Genomic DNA, 15,580 nt, shown 5'->3' on the forward strand with positions numbered 1-15,580 from the left:
CTTTCGTATTTTCCCGCTTTTTGCATAAAAAAACTCTACATCCTGTTTTCAGAATGTAGAGTCGGTCATTACCACTGCTCAATGTCCGGACGATCCTTAAAGGTCGACTTCGTTCCGTGACGTTCGTTCAGAACTGCTTCGACGTCCGCAAATGAGACGCCGCGGTCCGCGAGAAGCACAGTCAGGTGATACAGCAGATCTGCCGTCTCTTCAGCCAGTGTATCGTCGCCCGCGAGGACGACTTCAAACGCTTCTTCGCCAAACTTCTTGGCAATTTTTTCACGCCCGGCTTTAACCAGGTAGTTCGTATAAGACGCCTCATCTTGCGACGCGATTTTTTCTTTTACTGTACGTTCGAGTTCATGTAGCATGCGGCACCTCCACTTCTGTATAGAAACATGTCCGATTGCCGGTATGGCACGTCGGTCCGTTCGCTTTGACGGTAATCAATAAGCTGTCCTGGTCACAATCAATCCACATACGGCGCAATTCAAGCGTATGTCCGCTCGTCTCGCCCTTCGTCCAAAGACGGTTCTTCGTCCGCGAGAAAAACGTGACGAGTCCGGTCGCAAGCGTCTTGTCGTAAGCCGCCTGATCCATGAAACCGACCATCAGGACATCGTTTGTCGTTTCATCCAAGATGACAGCCGCGACGAGTCCCTTTGAAAAATTCAATTCGATCATCGGACGTCGACTCCTCTCGCCTTCAAGTAGTCTTTTGTCTCCGGCATCGTATAGGTCGCTTCGTGGAAAATCGATGCTGCCAGCGCCGCATCGGCTCCCGCTTCGAGACCTTCCGCCAAGTGTTCGAGTGTCCCGACCCCACCGGAGGCGATCAACGGCACATTGACGACTTCGCGTAAACGTTGGATCAATTCCAAATCGTAGCCGTCTTTTGTTCCGTCTGCATCCATCGACGTGACGAGCAATTCACCGGCTCCGAGCGATACCGCTTCCTTCGCCCATTCGATCGCATCCCGTCCGACGGCTTGTGTACCGCCGTGCGAGAAGACGCCCCACGAATCACCGGTCCGCTTGGCGTCGATCGCGACGACCGTTGCCTGAACACCAAACAAGCGGCTGATGTCTTGAATCAGTTGCGGGTTCTGTAACGCCGACGAATTGAGGGAGACTTTATCGGCACCGGCGCGGATCAATCGTTTCGCGTCTTCCAGCGTCTTGATACCGCCGCCGACCGTAAACGGCATGTAGATGACTTCCGCCACCCGCTCGACGATATCGAGCATCGTGTCGCGTCCTTCTTGCGTTGCCGAGATATCAAGTAACACCAGCTCATCGGCACCTTGTTCGTAATAGTATTTCGCGACGGCGACGGGATCTCCGAGGTCGCGCAGATTTTGAAACTTCACGCCTTTGACGACGCGCCCCTCCTTGACATCGAGGCAAGGAATGATCCGTTTCATCAACATACGCGAAGCACCTCTTTCAACGACAACGAACCGTCGAGCAAGGCACGGCCAATGACGGCACCGTCCATCCCGATCTCTTTTAAGCGGGCGACGTCTTCGACCGTCGTCACACCACCGGACGCAATCAGTTCAACGCCGTCCCGTTTTAAGCGGTCGAGTCCGTCAACATCCGGTCCCTGCATCATCCCATCGCGGGAAATGTCCGTGTATAAAAAGGTCTTAATGCCTTTTTGAATCAAGTGTTCGATCGCCCGTTCGAGCGTCCAGTCACTCGCTTCGAGCCAGCCGCGTGTCTGAACGATGCCGTCTTTGGCATCAAGTGCCACAGCCAACTTATCGCCGGCCCGCTCAATCATCTGTTCGAGCAACGCTTCGTCTTCGAGCGCAACCGTGCCGATCAAAATCCGTTCAATCCCGGCGCCAACGTAGGCTTCGACCGTTTCGATGTTGCGGACGCCGCCGCCGGCTTCAACGAACAAACCGGTTTCTTTTTTGATGTCCGCGATCAGGCTCAAGTGAAGTGGTTCACCGGCTTTGGCGCCATCGAGATCAATCAGGTGAATCGCTGTCGCACCGTCTTCTTTAAACCGTCTCGCGATCGTCAACGCATCCCCGAAAAAGGTCTGCTGTTGAAAATCACCTTGTTTGAGCCGGACGGCCTGTCCGCTCATTAAATCGATTGCTGGGTAGAGTTGCATGTCGTCTCTCTCCATTCCTTAAGTAATTTCAATCCGACTTCGCCACTCTTCTCCGGGTGGAACTGCATCCCTGTCACCAAGTCCTTTTGGACGATGGCCGGGACGAGTCGTCCGTATTCGACCGAGTCGACGATCCAGTCCGGTTCACAGACGGCACCGTACGAGTGGACGAAATAAACCGCTTCGCCATGGTTCGTCAACTGGTGCCAGCCCATGTGCGGCAAGCGGACGTCACTCGGTAACTTTTCGACCGTTCCCGGTAAAATACCGAGCCCTTGTGTCTGGCCGTCTTCATCGCTTGATTCAAACAACAGTTGCATCCCGAGACAAATCCCGAGGAATGGTTTTTTCGTCGCTTGTTCCTGTAAGAACTCAATCAATCCCGTCTCTTCTAACCGGGCCATTGCCGGGGCATAGGCACCGACACCCGGTAAGACGAGCGCTTCCGCCTGTCCGAGCAATTCCAGATCACTCGTGACGATGACGGCTTCTCCGAGCTCTTTTAACGCCCGTTCGATGTTGGCGATATTGCCGACACCATAATCTACAATCGCGATCATTGGTCAATCAGTCCTTTCGTCGACGGGACGCCGTCACCGGTTACGGCAACCGCTTGACGGACAGCCCGGCCCAGTGCCTTGAACAGTCCTTCAATCATGTGGTGCGTATTCGAGCCGTAGAGGACTTGGGCATGAATCGTCATCCGGGCACTGCGGGACAAGCCTTGGAAAAACTCTTCCGCCAGTTCCGTATCAAAATCACCGAGCTTCGGATTTTTGAATTCGGCGAGGAAGACCGTATACGGACGACCGCTGAAGTCGAGGACGACCGAGGCAAGCGTCTCGTCCATCGGCACACGCGATTCACCGTACCGTTCGATACCGGCTTTGTCGCCTAACGCTTCCGTTAAGGCAGCTCCGAGAACGATCGCCGTATCTTCAACCGTATGGTGGGCATCGATCCAGAGATCGCCCTTCGCTTCAATCACCAGACCAATCCGGGCCTGGAAGGCAAACAAGGTCAACATGTGATCAAAGAAGCCGACCCCTGTCTTGATTTCAACCGGTCCGCCACTGAGGTCGACCGCCACCTTGATTTCTGATTCTGAACTTACTCGTTCACTTGTCCCACGACGCATTGCAGTTCCTCCTCTACACATTTCTCTAAGATTTCCATCGCTTCCGTCGAGCCGCAACTGACACGGAAGGCTCCGTCAAACAAACGGATCCGCAGTCCGGCGTTGGCACAACGTTCGGTGAAGCGTTCAGCTTCGTCGTATTCAACGTAAACAAAATTCGCAGCACTCGGATACGTTCTGCCGAGCGGTTCGACCAGACGGGCAATCGTGTCCCGGCTCGCGAACGTCTCTTCCAAGACGAGATCCAGCTCCGGCTCGGCCATGATGGCGATTCCGACCGCAGCCGAGAGTCCGGAGACGTTATACGGCGACTTGATTGATTCGACTTCCGCGACGACCTGTTCACTGGCAATCAGGAAGCCGAGTCGCAGGGACGCGAGACCAAACGCTTTCGACAACGTCCGGAGAATGATGGCGTTCGGATACTCGTCGAGCAGACCGACCATCGATTGCTCAAAGGCAAAGTCGATGTAGGCTTCGTCAATCACGACATATTTTCCGCTGTCGAGCAATCGGCGGACATCCGCTTCTTTCCGCAAGATCCCCGACGGATTATGCGGGTGACTGAGGAAGATGATGTTGCCCGGCGCAGCGAGCAGTCCATCGACGTCGAGTGCCATCCCGTCGAGTAGCGGGACTTTACTGAAGTCAGCCCGTGCCCGATTGGCATAAAACTGATACATGACGAAGTCCGGTTGTGAGGCGATGACCGGGGACTCCGGTCCGGCGTAACGGGCACAGAGATAACCAATCAGTTCGTCGGAGCCGTTCCCGGCTACAAGTTGGGTCGGGCGGACACCAGCGTAGGCGCTGTACGATGCTTTCGCTTGGTCGATAACTTCGACCGGATATTCATTGATCGGAAACGTCTCGACGAGTTGTTTGATCGTCTCGATGCCAACCGGGCTGTGTGCTGTAAATCGTTCGTTTTGGTGTAGTCGCATCAGTTCTCCCTCACTTCTATCGCTTGTGCGTGTGCTTCGAGTCCTTCGACCCGGGCGACGGTTTTCGCGGCATTCGCCAGTCGGGCGACCCCTTCACGTGTTGCTTCGAGCATCGTCTGGTGACGTAAGAACGTTCGTGCCGATAAGCCGGACGCAAAGCGGGCCGTTCCGGACGTCGGTAAGACGTGATTTGTTCCGGCGACATAATCGCCGAGTGTTTCCGGTGTTTCGTGCCCGAGGAAAATCATCCCGGCGTGACGGATCAACTTGACGACGTCTTGCGGGTTCGCGACGGCTAGCTCCAAGTGTTCCGCGGCCAAACGGTTGGCTTCGGCAATCGCATCATCGAGTGAAGCGACGAAGACCCCGCCATTTTCCATTGCTCGGCGTGCAATCTCCTGGCGTGGCAACTGTTGCAAGCGGCGTTCGATGTTCGCATCGACGTCCGCTTTCATCGCTTCCGTCGGGACAAAGGCGATCGCGACGGCATCCCGGTCATGTTCCGCCTGGGCAAGTAAATCAGCGGCAATCCGGTCCGGATGGGCCGTCTCATCGGCGATGACGACGACTTCCGACGGTCCGGCGACCGAGTCAATACCGACAATCCCGTAGACTTGACGTTTTGCTTCAGCGACGAACCGGTTCCCCGGTCCGACGATCAAATCGACCGCTTGAATCGATTCCGTACCGAACGTCAAGGCAGCGACGGCTTGCGCCCCACCAATCGTATAGATTTCCGTTACCCCGGCGATTTTTGCGGCGACTAACACTTCCGTACTGAGACCGGTGACCGGCGTCACCATGACAATCCGCTCAACACCGGCGACTTTAGCCGGAATCGCGTTCATCAGGACGGTCGACGGATAACTGGCGGCTCCGCCCGGAACATAAATCCCGACCGAGTCAACCGGAACAAACCGTTGGCGACGGGTGACGTCCGCTTCGACAAGCTCAATGTCGGACGGGAGTTCCTGTTCGTGCCACTCGACGAGTCGAGTCGCCATCAGTTTTAACGAGTCGACCAGATTCGGATCGGCTTGATCAAACGCTTCCTGGATTTTCGTTTCATCCAGGCGGAAGTCGGTTAGATCAACGCGGTCAAATTCACTTGTATATCGACGAACGGCTGCATCGCCGTCGTTTGCCACTTGTTCCAGAATCGACCGGACGGCTTGCTCCGTCTCACGGTCGACACTGAAGTTTTTTGTCGTTGCCATTACCGAGTCACTCCTTCTGTCAGCTGTTCGAGTAATTGAATCACTTCGACGCGTTTGCGTTTCAACGTCCACTCGCTTGTAAAGAATCGGGCGTTGATATCGATGATTTTTTCGTATTCATTCAGACCGTTCGCCCGGAGTGTTTCACCCGTTTCGACGATATCGACGATCGCATCGGCCAGTCCGAGCAATGGTGCCAGTTCAACCGAACCGTTCAGCGGCACGATATCGACATCGACACCCAGTTCACTGAAGTAACGTTTCGCGATGACCGGATATTTGGTCGCAATCCGGACCCGGCGTCCGCCTTCGAACTGCAACGGTTCTTTTGCACAGACCGACATCCGGCAAATCCCGAATGGCAATTCTGCCAGTTCCGACAATTCCTGATCCGATTCGAGCAGGATGTCGCTGCCGGTGATCGCGACGTCGAGGACGCCTTGGGCGACGTACGGAATCAAATCCGACCCTTTCATGAAGACGAATTCATGTTCGCCGCGCTTGACGATCAATTCACGTTCGATCGCCCCCCACGTTTCGACGCCTGCTTCTTTTAAATACCGTTCTGTTGTTTTCGACAGCCGGCCTTTCGTAATCCCAATCCGCATTTAGAGCACCTCCGCGAGTCGTTCGACGGAAAATCCGATCCCGAACGCTTGTTGTTCCTGACCAAATTGTTCGTACAGCCGGTCGTATCGTCCTCCGACCAATACCGGCTCGGTCACACCTTCGATGAAACCGTGAATCGTCACCCCGTCATAGTACGTCTGCAGCCCCATCTGCCCAAAGTCGAGATCGGCATTGACGGCGTCTGCTAAATCGATGACGGCATTTAAGCGGGTTTCGTCGACATACGGCAAAATCTGTTCCGCCCCTTCCCGACCAAATAAGAGCGGGAGTTTGGCGAGCAAGGCATCATCGAGTTCCCGGGCAATCCGTTTCAGTTCGATGACGTTCCGTAACCGCAGCATCTGTGTCACTTGATCCCGCAGATGGTGATCACCGACCCGGGTTTCAATCAAGTGTTCAATCAGTCCGGCGTCGCCGATCGACAACGTCACTTCTTTACCGGTCAATTCTTCGATCAACCGGACACCGAGTTGGATCGCTTCAACCTCGGCAATGACGCCCCGCTCTTCAAAACCGACTTGGAACTTTTCTTCCGGCTGGAAGACCGAACCACTGTAAAAGACGCGTTTATATTGTTCGCGGCCACGCTCACTGAGCGCCCGCGCGACACTTGTCGTAAAATCCATCCGAATTTGTTCCCGACCACCGACTTCTTCAATTAAAGGGGTGATTAATCGGGTATAGTTAGATTGTTCGAGCCCATCCTCGAGTTGGCGGATGACACGTTGCAGGCGTTCAGCTGATTGCCCGACGTAGTCCGTTGCCCCGTCTTTGAGTCGAATCGTAGAAAATGATTGCATGTCGCCACTCCTTTATCTTGTTATCACTGTACCACGCTAAATTATTTAACGATAAGATACCTTTTTTGTGGTTCGATTGTCAATCCTTTTGCCTGTTTTCGTACTGAAAAAAACATATTGGAGGTTTTGTCATGCAATTGATCAAATGGGACGGTCACGTCCACAGCCCGTATTGTCCGCACGGAACAAAGGATCCACTCGAAGCGTATATCGAACGCGCCCTGTTACAAGGTCTCGAACGAATCAGCTTCACCGAGCACGCCCCGCTGCCGGAAGGACTCGTCGATCCGGCACCCGACAACGATTCCGGGATGTCGTTTGCGACAGCCGAACGCTACATCGAAGAACTGAAGACGTTACGCGACACATACAAAAACGATATCGACATCCGGATCGGAATGGAGTTTGATTATTGGGAGCATGACGTTGACGGCACGCGTGATATCATCGCCCGTTATGGTCCCGAGCTGACAGACGGCATCCTGTCGCTGCATTACCTCTGGATCGAGGACCGGTATTACATGGTCGACTTCAGCAAAGAAAGTTTCGGCGAGATCGTCACGGCGACAGGCAGTGTCACGGCGGCTCACGAACGCTATTACGAAGGCATCCAGGCGCTCGTCATGACGAACCTCGGGACGCATCAACCAAAACGCCTTGGTCACCTGACCTTGCCGACAAAGTTCATCCAAGCCTATCCTCTTGAGCAGACGCCGGCGAACTTGGATGAGACGGTCCGGAAAATCCGCCAGGCGGACTTTACGCTTGATCTCAATACGGCAGGACTGCGGAAACCGTTATGCGGTCTTTCCTATCCTTACCCGGAACTCCTACAACTCACGCAGTCTTTAGGCATTCCGCTTGTTTATGGATCCGATGCGCACCTCGCGAAAGACGTCGGGGCTGATTTTGATTTGAAATGGTGAACAGATAATTGTATAAAAAAGAATCGCTCGTTTTCATCTACTCTGTCGGGAGTTACGGAAAACGGGCGATTTTTTTATGTTAGTTAACAGTAAAAAAGACCGGTAAACGCATTAAGCACGTCTACCGGTCTTATGATATCTTCTATTCCAAATTGGCATGTTTGCCGTACATCGTTTTTGAATCAAGTTGTTTCGCCGCCATGATGTGGAGAATCAACGCATCATAGAACAGCAACATCGTTTGCTCAAACAATGATCCCATCGGCTGAACCGTTTCGTCTGTCGTGGCTGTCCGCTCTTTCGGCACTCCCGGCAGCTTGACGGTTAAGTCTGCTAACTTCGCCAGTGTCGAAGTCTGCTCAATCGTGACGACCGCGACGGTTCCACCGATCTGTTTCGCTTTCTCGACGATTGGAACGAGTGTTTTCGTCTCACCGGATCCTGATCCGATGATCAACAAGTCTCCTTCACGCAAGTTCGCGGTGACCGTCTCACCGACGACGTACGAATCAAAGTTCATATGCATCAGACGCATGACAAACGCTTTGCCCATCAAGCCGGAGCGACCGGCTCCAGCGAGAAAGATCCGGTCTGCCTTTAGAACGGCTTCCGCGAGTTGCGTCGTCTCGGCTTGATCAATCGCTTCGACCGTCGACGTCAGCTCTTGTAAAATCGTTTGAATATGTGTCATTTACGCCTCTTGCAGCATCCGACGCATCGTTGACGCTGTTCCTTGTTTGTCGTCTTGTCCGGTAATCCCGCCACCGACGATGATCAGGTCTGGACGCGCTGCGATAACTTCTGGTAATGTTTCCATCTTGATGCCGCCAGCAACTGCTGTTTTGGCGTTTTTGACAACGGATTTGATTGTCGCGAGATCCTCGAACGAGTTTTGACCGACGGCTTGAAGATCGTAACCTGTGTGGACACAGATGTAGTCAACACCGAGTTCATCAAGCTCTTTCGCACGTGTCGCGATATCTTTGACAGCGATCATATCAACCAAAATCTTCTTGCCTGATTTTTTCGCTTCTTCAACGGCACCTTGGATCGACATATCTTCGGCTGCTCCAAGAATTGTCACGATATCGGCACCGTGTGCGACAGCTTGGCTGACTTCATAGCCGGCAGCATCCATGATTTTTAAGTCGGCGAGAACCGTTAAGTTCGGGAATGCCGCTTTCATTTCTTTAACAGCGCGAAGCCCTTCGTTGATGACGACCGGTGTTCCGATTTCAACGATATCCAAGTTTTCTTCACCAATTTCTTTGACTAAAGCGATGGCACCTGCTGTATCTACTAAATCGATTGCTAATTGTAATTTCATGATCTATCTCTCCCATTCTTCTCTCTATTTTATGGATCCTGGCACTTCCTTCTGACGTTCGTGAAGGAACATGACTAAATATAATCCTCATAGACGAACTTGGGAAGTACGCACTTTTAATTTACATAGTGCGGTTTTTCATACATAGTGCGGAAAAGTATACTGTCGATGACAAGAGGGCTATACTGAAAAAGGAGGTGGGACGATGCCACATTTTGAAGACCGACAGTTTAATTGTGAGAAGGAATTGACCCTATCGATCATCGGAGGGAAATGGAAGATGCTGATTCTTTGGCACCTTGGTAAAGAAGGTACAAAACGTTTCGGAGAGCTGAAAAGTCTGATGCCCGGCATTACGCAACGGATGCTCGTCAATCAATTACGGGAGCTGGAAGACCACCATATCATTCACCGGGAAGTCTATCCGGTCGTTCCGCCGAAGGTCGAATATTCATTGACGCCACACGGCCACAGTCTGATGCCGATTTTAGATGCGATGTACGACTGGGGTAAGGATTATGCAAAAAATGTCCTCGAAGTCGAGTTCGAACAACAAAAATTATCACAATAAAAAAGATGCTCGTCTGTCCCGTCTCAATCTGAGAGGAGGCAACCGAGCATCTTTTTTTAGACTTCTTCTGCTGTAAATATTTTCGACATCGCCAGTTCATCTACGTACTCGCCATCAATAAACAGCGAGGCAATCCTCGTGCCTTCGATGTTGAAACCAAACTTATGATAAAGCTCGATTGCCCGCAGGTTATCTTTCCGGACCGTCAGTTCGAGCCGGACAAGCCCGGCTTCAACGGCAAACGCATCGACTGCTTCAAGTAATCCGGCACCTAGCCCTTGACCGGTATAGGCATCAAGCAAGCCGATGACGAGGTTTGCCCGGTGGCGGATTCGACTTGGTTTTCCACCGACGACCAACACATAGCCGACGAGTTGTTCATCGACATCGACAACGAAGATATCTGAATTCGCGGCCTGACCAAATCGTTCAATGAACGCTTCCGCCTGCTCCGTCGACATGCTGCGTTCTTCCGGTTCGTACAACATATACTTCGTTTCCCGATCAATCCGTCGCATCAAATCCGATAAGGCCTTTCCGTCCATCAAGGTGGCACGTCGTATCATAGATGTCAGCTCCTTATATCTCGAATTTGATACTCAAAATCTAGTATTAGCTATGATATTAATCAAAAACATACTATTTTTGAAAATAATTTAAGCACTTATTATTTACTACGTTTTAAAAAAGAACTATATTCTAATATTGGAGCGTTAGTTCTGGATAAAAGCATTTTTGAGGCTACCGCTTTTAATATATCATCATGATAACTAGAGTCTTTTTTAAAATAATTACTTACACTAGTAACAGTATTAGCTGATAATAAAACGTTATATCTTTCTTCAATAATAATTGTTAATTCCATAATAAGTTCTTTAATTTTCAAATCTAGATCATCATTTTTATAATTTGAGATAAATTTTCCGTATTCAAAAGCAGAATCACTAAGAACATTTGGATCATCTATTGCTTCTTTAAAACTCAATATATCTTGATTTTGTAATCGATATAAAACTCCAATCAATGCAATCAAAATAAAATTTCCATTCTTCAAAATATCTTTTGCATTTCCTTCTAACTCTCCACCATCTTTTTTCATTTCATCAGAAATTCTTTTAAAGCGATTATAAAAATCAATAAGATCAACAATAAAAGCTAATTTTTCAGGAGTACGTGTATAATTTTTTTTAAAAATTGAAGCATACACACTTGCGCTTTCAAACATCAATTTTTTATTTGAACGAGCAGTACCAGGTCTCTGCATAACAAAAGAGAGAATTAATTGGCCAAACTCTTCATTTTTAATTTTAATTTTTGTACTTTTTGCTTTTTCTCCCCTCTTAATTTGAAAATCAATTTCGTAAATATTTAAATCTCTTCTTAAATTTATCATTTCAGGAGTATTTGATTTTAAGTCACTTGCTTTAATGGGTTTTTGAGAATTAGTTGTTTCTGCAATTTTAGTAAAAAATTGATCGATACTATTAACTTGTGCTTTCTTTTGATAAACAATTTTACAAGGGATAAAAAATTCTTGTTTATTAGAACCTTTATATTCCCCAAGACGATTTGTTGTTTGCCCCCCATTAACAATAGAAAAATCATAAAAAGTAATTTTATCTCCATCAAAAGATAGATCTTCTGCTGCTATGATTAGACCATTATTATAAAACCAAAAGTTCTCTCTATCCTTATCCAATGTTTCATTTATACCTTTATCAACTAGTTTATGGGATATAAACTTTCTTATGTTCATATCAAATAAGCCTTTATCTTTAAACTGTTCATACATACTAATAACAGAATTAGAACTAAGATTTACCATTACACCATAATTATCTTGTGATTCGTATTCTAAATAGTTTCCGGTTTTATCAATAGATCCTTTAAACTCTTTTACCTTCGAAGTTGTATCTTGGATATTTGATATTTGTGAATTTAATAATTTTATATCAGTAATCTTTATCATATCTTCCAAATGATTAATTGGAGAATTTTTTAATTTTCGTTCGAAGTTTTTTATATCAAAATTCCCCAAATAAAAAACATGATATTCAATTTGACCATTATCAGTAAGTCGATCAAGATTCTCCCTTAAAACTCTTTTTAATTTACTACTGTAGGCTCCAGTATTGTAATTTTTAAAAGCCTCTACTGTTGTGGACATTTTTCTAACTTCATCTAAAATTTCGTCTGAAGATATACTTGAAGTTTTACACTGAACTAATGATAATACTTCATCTTCTTCATCGTAATATATTAAATCTATTCCTCCATCGTTGGTACCATTAGTAAGGTGATCGTCTAGGTTCGAAACTATCGAACTAATATTCTTTTCTTTATAAAAAATATATTGTAGAGCAAGTATTTCAAATGCTTTTTCTCTATTAATTTTATCTTCCCCAAAAAAACTCATAATTTGGTTAAGTTCATTTTGATAATTCCCCATTTTAATCTCCCCTATATTTTAATAAACACTCAAATTCTTTTTTATGAAAATAAATGTATTTAACATTACACTTTGCTTTTTGCTACTTTTTCCGAATAAATTATGTAAATAAAAATCCCCTTGTAACACAAGGGGATTTCTTGTTAAAAATCTTTCAGGGTATGGAGACGGTGGGAGTCGAACCCACGTCCGAAGGCATCGTATACTTAAGCTTCTACGTGTGTAGTCAATTTATTGGGATCTCGTCGTCAGGCTGCCAATTGACAGGCGTCCGTCCGACCAGTCTGATTCCATCTCTTCTCTTTCCCTCCAGACGGAAGGGTCCAAGCGTAGCCTGTTTAAAGTGAGACCCTAGAAATCAGCCGACCAGGCGACGGCTGCTAGGATCCGTAGTAGCTATTAAGCTGCTGCGAGTTGTGTGTTAGTTTTGCCAGTTATGGCTGATGCGTTTTAACGAGGCCGACCCCTCGACACGCCACAGAAGACCGAACTACCCCCGTCGAATCCGTAACGTCCCCAAGATATAAATTGGGGCTTTCCGAATACTATTATAATAGCAGAAAAGTGTTACGGGTTCAATACTTTTGCTTGTCGCGTAATGCACGGTCGATATCGCGTTTTGCATCCTTCTTCTTCAGATCGTCGCGTTTGTCGAATTTCTTCTTCCCGCGGCCGAGTCCGATCAGACATTTCGCGTAACCGTTCTTGATGTAAATCTTTAGCGGCACGATCGTGTAACCGTCGCGCGAGACCGATCCCATCAAGGTCGCGATCTGTTTTTTGTGCAGTAACAGTTTCCGCGGACGGAGTTGTTCGTGGTTGTACCGGTTCCCCTGTTCGAAGTGGGCGATGTTCGAGTTCCAGAGAATCGCTTCCCCGCCGTCAAAACGGACGAACGCGTCGCCGATACTGATTTTTCCTTTACGGACCGATTTGATTTCCGTTCCCGTCAAGACGAGACCCGCTTCGATCGTATCTTCAATCGCATAATCAAACGACGCCCGTTTGTTGTTGGCTAATACTTTTGAACTTGTACCTTTTGGCATCTCTCTTCCACCACATTTCTAAACAGAAGCGCTTATTTGCGCTTCCGTTTTTTATTCGAGACCGCTTTATGGAACGGCGGTTTATCCTTCTTGTCCTTCAGCGCGAAGCCTTTGCCTTTCGACTGGTCCTTCGGCTTACTCGGACGCTTCGACTTCCCGCGACGGTCGTCTTTCTTATCGTCGCGTTTTTGTCCCGGACGGCCGCCGCTTGAACGGATCGTCTTCGACTCAAAGCGTTTTTTCGGTTGGCGTTCCGGCATGCCGACGACTGCGAAGTCGATCGTCTTCTCATCGATGTTGACACCGGTGACTTTGATCTCAACGACGTCACCGATCCGGAACTGTTGTTTCGTCCGTTCGCCCATCAATTGATAGTTCGCTTCGTCGTAGCGGTAGAAGTCATCTGTCATCGCCTGGATGTGGACAAGTCCTTCGATCGTATTCGGTAACTCGACGAACATCCCGAAGTTGGTCACTCCGCTGACGACCCCTTCAAACGTTTCGCCGATGTGTTGTTCCATGTACTCGGCTTTCTTCAGCGCATTCGTTTCCCGCTCGGCATCGACGGCACGGCGTTCCCGTTTTGAAGCGTGATCGGCGATTTCCGGCAGAATCGCAGAGTAACGGTCCTGTGTCTTTTGCGATTTATCATTAAAGATGATGTACTCGCGCAGGAGACGGTGGACCATCAAGTCCGGATACCGGCGGATTGGTGACGTGAAGTGCGTATAGAAATCGGTCGACAGACCAAAGTGACCAATCGGTTCGACGTCATATTTCGCTTGTTGGAGCGACCGTAACATGACCGTACTGACGACGGCTTCTTCCGGTTCGCCTTCAACGGCGTTCAGAATCGATTGCAACGTCTTCGGTGCGACCGATTCGCCTTTGCGTTCAACGTTGATCCCGAAGTTGGCGATGAACTTGAAGAACGTATCGAGACGTTCTGCTTTCGGCTCATCGTGAATCCGGTACATGAACGGCAGTTTTTGGTGTTGGACGTGCTCCGCCACCGTTTCGTTGGCGGCGAGCATGAACTCTTCAATCAGTTTTTCAGCAACCGACCGTTCGCGCAGGATGATTTCGCTTGTCTTGCCTTCTTCGTTGACGAGGACTTTCGCTTCCGGGAAGTCGAAGTTGATCGCACCACGGCGTGAGCGGCGTTCGCGGAGAATCGCAGCCAGTTCCGCCATCTGATCGAAGTTCGCGACGAGATCATGATATTTTGCAATCACTTCTTCATCTTCGCGTTCGATGATTTTACGGACATCGGTATACGTCATCCGTTCCACCGTCTTGATGACACTCTGTAAAATCTCATGGTTGACGACAACCCCGTTTTGATCGATTTCCATGATACAGCTGAGTGTCAACCGATCAACGTGCGGGTTGAGTGAACAGATTCCGTTTGACAGACGGTGCGGAATCATCGGAATGACCCGGTCCACGAGATAAACACTCGTTCCGCGTTCGCGTGCTTCTTCATCAAGCGGTGAATCTTCCTTAACGTAATGTGAGACGTCGGCGATGTGAACACCGAGCTCATAGTTCCCGTTCGACAGTTTCTTGACGTGAACGGCATCATCCAAGTCTTTTGCGTCCGCACCGTCAATCGTGACCGTCACTTCATTGCGTAAGTCGACGCGACCGACAAGATCCTTCTCATCGATTTGATCGGGAATGTTATTCGCTTCCGCAATCGCTGCGTCCGAGAAGTCGACATTGATGCCGTGCTTGTGGACGATCGACAGGATATCGACACCCGGATCGTTTTTATGCCCGATGATTTGCAGGACTTTAGCAGTTCCGGCGTAACGGCCGTCCGGATACTTCGTGATCCGTGCGAGGACTTTATGGCCGTCGACGGCACCAAGCGTATCTTCGTTGGCGACGACCGGTAGGAACGTCAGCTTCGAATCATCCGGCTCGATGTAGGCGATCGACTCAATCCGTCCTTTTGGACTGACGAACGTTCCGACGAAATCAGCCGGTCCGCGTGAGAGAATCTTCAGCAGCTTGCCTTCGCGACGGTCTCCGCCGTTTGATTCGGCAAACACTTTGACGAGGACACGGTCGCCGTTATAGACGTTGCCGAGTTCCGGTGCCGGCAGGAAGATATCGCCTGCTGAACCGTCCTCCGGTGAAACGAATCCGAATCCGCGTTGGTGGACCGAGATTTTCCCGGCGACTTGCCCGATTTGCGCCAGTGTCCCGTATTTGTTCGAACGGGTCCGTGCGATGAGTGCTTCATCTTCCAGCTCATTTAATGTCCGGATCAGTTCCTTGAACTGTGCCGTATCTGTTAATTCCAGTTTTTTCGTTAATTGATCAATCGACAACGGACGTTCTTCCGCCGCGATGACCTCTAGTATTCGTTCACGTAATTCCAACGTGACACCTCCAA

At 49.2% G+C, this 15,580-nt stretch carries 16 protein-coding genes, 1 other RNA gene and 1 pseudogene; 2 read left to right on the forward strand and 16 right to left on the reverse strand.

Annotated elements, in window-relative coordinates:
- Positions 1 to 68: 68 nt before the first annotated feature.
- The 9 genes and pseudogenes from hisIE to R7V76_RS01845 all read right to left on the reverse strand — a co-directional run bounded on the left by hisIE (position 69) and on the right by R7V76_RS01845 (position 6,857).
- A pseudogene (gene hisIE, locus R7V76_RS16730) lies at positions 69 to 684 on the reverse strand (bifunctional phosphoribosyl-AMP cyclohydrolase/phosphoribosyl-ATP diphosphatase HisIE).
- Positions 681 to 1,430 (reverse strand): imidazole glycerol phosphate synthase subunit HisF, encoded by a 750-nt coding sequence (gene hisF / locus R7V76_RS01810; RefSeq protein WP_026827613.1) that lies wholly within the window; start codon positions 1,428 to 1,430, stop codon positions 681 to 683. The pseudogene hisIE and the gene hisF overlap by 4 nt, the downstream one beginning before the upstream one ends.
- Entirely contained in the window at positions 1,424 to 2,128 is a 705-nt protein-coding gene (gene hisA, locus R7V76_RS01815; RefSeq protein WP_318091063.1) for a 1-(5-phosphoribosyl)-5-[(5-phosphoribosylamino)methylideneamino]imidazole-4-carboxamide isomerase, read from the reverse strand. Before hisA ends, hisF begins: the two co-directional genes overlap by 7 nt.
- Positions 2,101 to 2,688 carry an imidazole glycerol phosphate synthase subunit HisH gene (gene hisH, locus R7V76_RS01820; protein ID WP_028105794.1) on the reverse strand — a complete coding sequence of 196 codons (588 nt, stop codon included), beginning with the start codon at positions 2,686 to 2,688 and terminating at the stop codon, positions 2,101 to 2,103. The genes hisA and hisH overlap by 28 nt, the downstream gene beginning before the upstream one ends.
- Positions 2,685 to 3,266, reverse strand: coding sequence for an imidazoleglycerol-phosphate dehydratase HisB (hisB, locus tag R7V76_RS01825; protein ID WP_012371230.1), 582 nt, complete (start codon positions 3,264 to 3,266; stop codon positions 2,685 to 2,687). Before hisB ends, hisH begins: the two co-directional genes overlap by 4 nt.
- The gene (locus tag R7V76_RS01830; protein ID WP_318091064.1) at positions 3,239 to 4,210 is read right to left on the reverse strand and encodes a pyridoxal phosphate-dependent aminotransferase; all 972 of its coding nucleotides are present in this window, start codon (positions 4,208 to 4,210) and stop codon (positions 3,239 to 3,241) included. The genes hisB and R7V76_RS01830 overlap by 28 nt, the downstream gene beginning before the upstream one ends.
- Entirely contained in the window at positions 4,210 to 5,427 is a 1,218-nt protein-coding gene (gene hisD / locus R7V76_RS01835; protein ID WP_318091065.1) for a histidinol dehydrogenase, read from the reverse strand. Before hisD ends, R7V76_RS01830 begins: the two co-directional genes overlap by 1 nt.
- The gene (gene hisG, locus R7V76_RS01840; RefSeq protein WP_012371233.1) at positions 5,427 to 6,035 is read right to left on the reverse strand and encodes an ATP phosphoribosyltransferase; all 609 of its coding nucleotides are present in this window, start codon (positions 6,033 to 6,035) and stop codon (positions 5,427 to 5,429) included. The genes hisD and hisG overlap by 1 nt, the downstream gene beginning before the upstream one ends.
- Positions 6,036 to 6,857 (reverse strand): ATP phosphoribosyltransferase regulatory subunit, encoded by an 822-nt coding sequence (locus R7V76_RS01845; protein ID WP_026827608.1) that lies wholly within the window; start codon positions 6,855 to 6,857, stop codon positions 6,036 to 6,038. It abuts the gene before it with no gap.
- A 131-nt stretch (positions 6,858 to 6,988) separates the two neighbouring features.
- Here R7V76_RS01845 and hisJ point away from each other — a divergent pair, with 131 nt between their 5' ends.
- On the forward strand, positions 6,989 to 7,783 hold the full coding sequence (gene hisJ / locus R7V76_RS01850) for a histidinol-phosphatase HisJ (RefSeq protein WP_188004649.1): 795 nt from the start codon (positions 6,989 to 6,991) through the stop codon (positions 7,781 to 7,783).
- Between the two features lie 142 nt (positions 7,784 to 7,925).
- Here hisJ and hxlB read toward each other — a convergent pair whose 3' ends face one another.
- Both hxlB and hxlA read right to left on the reverse strand, forming a co-directional pair.
- On the reverse strand, positions 7,926 to 8,474 hold the full coding sequence (gene hxlB, locus R7V76_RS01855) for a 6-phospho-3-hexuloisomerase (RefSeq protein WP_318091066.1): 549 nt from the start codon (positions 8,472 to 8,474) through the stop codon (positions 7,926 to 7,928).
- Positions 8,475 to 9,110 (reverse strand): 3-hexulose-6-phosphate synthase, encoded by a 636-nt coding sequence (gene hxlA / locus R7V76_RS01860; protein ID WP_026827605.1) that lies wholly within the window; start codon positions 9,108 to 9,110, stop codon positions 8,475 to 8,477. It lies immediately after the preceding gene.
- A gap of 205 nt (positions 9,111 to 9,315) precedes the next feature.
- Between hxlA and R7V76_RS01865 the strand changes: the two genes are divergently transcribed.
- Positions 9,316 to 9,681 carry a winged helix-turn-helix transcriptional regulator gene (locus R7V76_RS01865; protein WP_026827604.1) on the forward strand — a complete coding sequence of 122 codons (366 nt, stop codon included), beginning with the start codon at positions 9,316 to 9,318 and terminating at the stop codon, positions 9,679 to 9,681.
- A 56-nt stretch (positions 9,682 to 9,737) separates the two neighbouring features.
- Here the strand turns inward: R7V76_RS01865 and R7V76_RS01870 are convergent, their stop codons facing one another.
- The 5 genes from R7V76_RS01870 to rnr all read right to left on the reverse strand — a co-directional run bounded on the left by R7V76_RS01870 (position 9,738) and on the right by rnr (position 15,566).
- Positions 9,738 to 10,247 (reverse strand): GNAT family N-acetyltransferase, encoded by a 510-nt coding sequence (locus tag R7V76_RS01870; protein WP_147510501.1) that lies wholly within the window; start codon positions 10,245 to 10,247, stop codon positions 9,738 to 9,740.
- Between the two features lie 101 nt (positions 10,248 to 10,348).
- Positions 10,349 to 12,130, reverse strand: coding sequence for an AIPR family protein (locus R7V76_RS01875; protein ID WP_318091067.1), 1,782 nt, complete (start codon positions 12,128 to 12,130; stop codon positions 10,349 to 10,351).
- A 159-nt stretch (positions 12,131 to 12,289) separates the two neighbouring features.
- Positions 12,290 to 12,648: a transfer-messenger RNA gene (gene ssrA / locus R7V76_RS01880) on the reverse strand.
- A 57-nt stretch (positions 12,649 to 12,705) separates the two neighbouring features.
- Positions 12,706 to 13,176, reverse strand: coding sequence for an SsrA-binding protein SmpB (gene smpB / locus R7V76_RS01885; RefSeq protein WP_012371245.1), 471 nt, complete (start codon positions 13,174 to 13,176; stop codon positions 12,706 to 12,708).
- 32 nt (positions 13,177 to 13,208) lie between these two features.
- A complete protein-coding gene (gene rnr, locus R7V76_RS01890; RefSeq protein WP_318091068.1) occupies positions 13,209 to 15,566 on the reverse strand; it encodes a ribonuclease R in 2,358 nt (785 codons plus the stop codon).
- Between the last annotated feature and the right edge of the window lie 14 nt (positions 15,567 to 15,580).

The organism is Exiguobacterium artemiae (assembly GCF_033342815.1).
Taxonomy (GTDB): Bacteria; Bacillota; Bacilli; order Exiguobacteriales; family Exiguobacteriaceae; genus Exiguobacterium_A; species Exiguobacterium_A artemiae_A.

Coding starts and splice junctions, on each gene's coding strand:
- hisD (WP_318091065.1), bottom strand. CDS start 5,427: ATGGCAACGACAAAAAACTTCAGTGTCGACCGTGAGACGGAGCAAGCC.
- R7V76_RS01830 (WP_318091064.1), bottom strand. CDS start 4,210: ATGCGACTACACCAAAACGAACGATTTACAGCACACAGCCCGGTTGGC.
- R7V76_RS01875 (WP_318091067.1), bottom strand. CDS start 12,130: ATGGGGAATTATCAAAATGAACTTAACCAAATTATGAGTTTTTTTGGG.
- hxlB (WP_318091066.1), bottom strand. CDS start 8,474: ATGACACATATTCAAACGATTTTACAAGAGCTGACGTCGACGGTCGAA.
- R7V76_RS01845 (WP_026827608.1), bottom strand. CDS start 6,857: ATGCAATCATTTTCTACGATTCGACTCAAAGACGGGGCAACGGACTAC.
- R7V76_RS01865 (WP_026827604.1), top strand. CDS start 9,316: ATGCCACATTTTGAAGACCGACAGTTTAATTGTGAGAAGGAATTGACC.
- hisB (WP_012371230.1), bottom strand. CDS start 3,266: ATGCGTCGTGGGACAAGTGAACGAGTAAGTTCAGAATCAGAAATCAAG.
- hisJ (WP_188004649.1), top strand. CDS start 6,989: ATGCAATTGATCAAATGGGACGGTCACGTCCACAGCCCGTATTGTCCG.
- R7V76_RS01870 (WP_147510501.1), bottom strand. CDS start 10,247: ATGATACGACGTGCCACCTTGATGGACGGAAAGGCCTTATCGGATTTG.
- hisF (WP_026827613.1), bottom strand. CDS start 1,430: ATGTTGATGAAACGGATCATTCCTTGCCTCGATGTCAAGGAGGGGCGC.
- smpB (WP_012371245.1), bottom strand. CDS start 13,176: ATGCCAAAAGGTACAAGTTCAAAAGTATTAGCCAACAACAAACGGGCG.
- hxlA (WP_026827605.1), bottom strand. CDS start 9,110: ATGAAATTACAATTAGCAATCGATTTAGTAGATACAGCAGGTGCCATC.
- hisH (WP_028105794.1), bottom strand. CDS start 2,688: ATGATCGCGATTGTAGATTATGGTGTCGGCAATATCGCCAACATCGAA.
- hisA (WP_318091063.1), bottom strand. CDS start 2,128: ATGCAACTCTACCCAGCAATCGATTTAATGAGCGGACAGGCCGTCCGG.
- hisG (WP_012371233.1), bottom strand. CDS start 6,035: ATGCGGATTGGGATTACGAAAGGCCGGCTGTCGAAAACAACAGAACGG.